The sequence below is a fragment of the Mesorhizobium sp. M7A.F.Ca.ET.027.03.2.1 genome (assembly GCF_003999175.1).
In the GTDB taxonomy this organism is placed as follows: domain Bacteria; phylum Pseudomonadota; class Alphaproteobacteria; order Rhizobiales; family Rhizobiaceae; genus Mesorhizobium.
In genome coordinates, this window is sequence record NZ_RZOM01001970.1 from 1 (window position 1) to 391 (window position 391).

The window sequence follows — 391 nt, forward strand, 5'->3', positions numbered from 1 at the left end:
TTACCCGCTTGCCGCTGGCGAGACTCTCCTTGAGGCTTGGCGCTCCCGCCGGCTCGCAGAAGACGAAGCGCGTGTCGCGGTGCAGGTCGGCGAAGTAGTGCGTTACTCCGGCGGCGAGCCCTCCGCCTCCGACCGGAAGCATGATGAAGTCGGGCATGCGCCCGCCGGGCATCTGAGCGGCGATCTCGCAGGCGACCGTCGCCTGGCCCTCGATGATGTCTGTGTGATCGAAGGGCGGCACCATATGCGCGCCGGCGCTCTCGGTGAATTCGAAGGCGGCGCGGTAGCAATCGTCGAAGAAATCGCCGATCAGCCTGATCTCGACGAAATCGCCGCCGAACAGCCGCGTCTTGTCGATTTTCTGCTGCGGCGTCGTCACCGGCATGAAGAC

1 protein-coding gene is annotated in these 391 nt (G+C 65.2%); it reads right to left on the reverse strand.

Annotation, left to right across the window (positions count from 1 at the left end; translation table 11 throughout):
- A partial coding sequence (locus tag EN750_RS39020) for a pyridoxal-phosphate dependent enzyme (protein WP_127399545.1) occupies nucleotides 1-391 on the reverse strand: 391 nt, incomplete at both ends.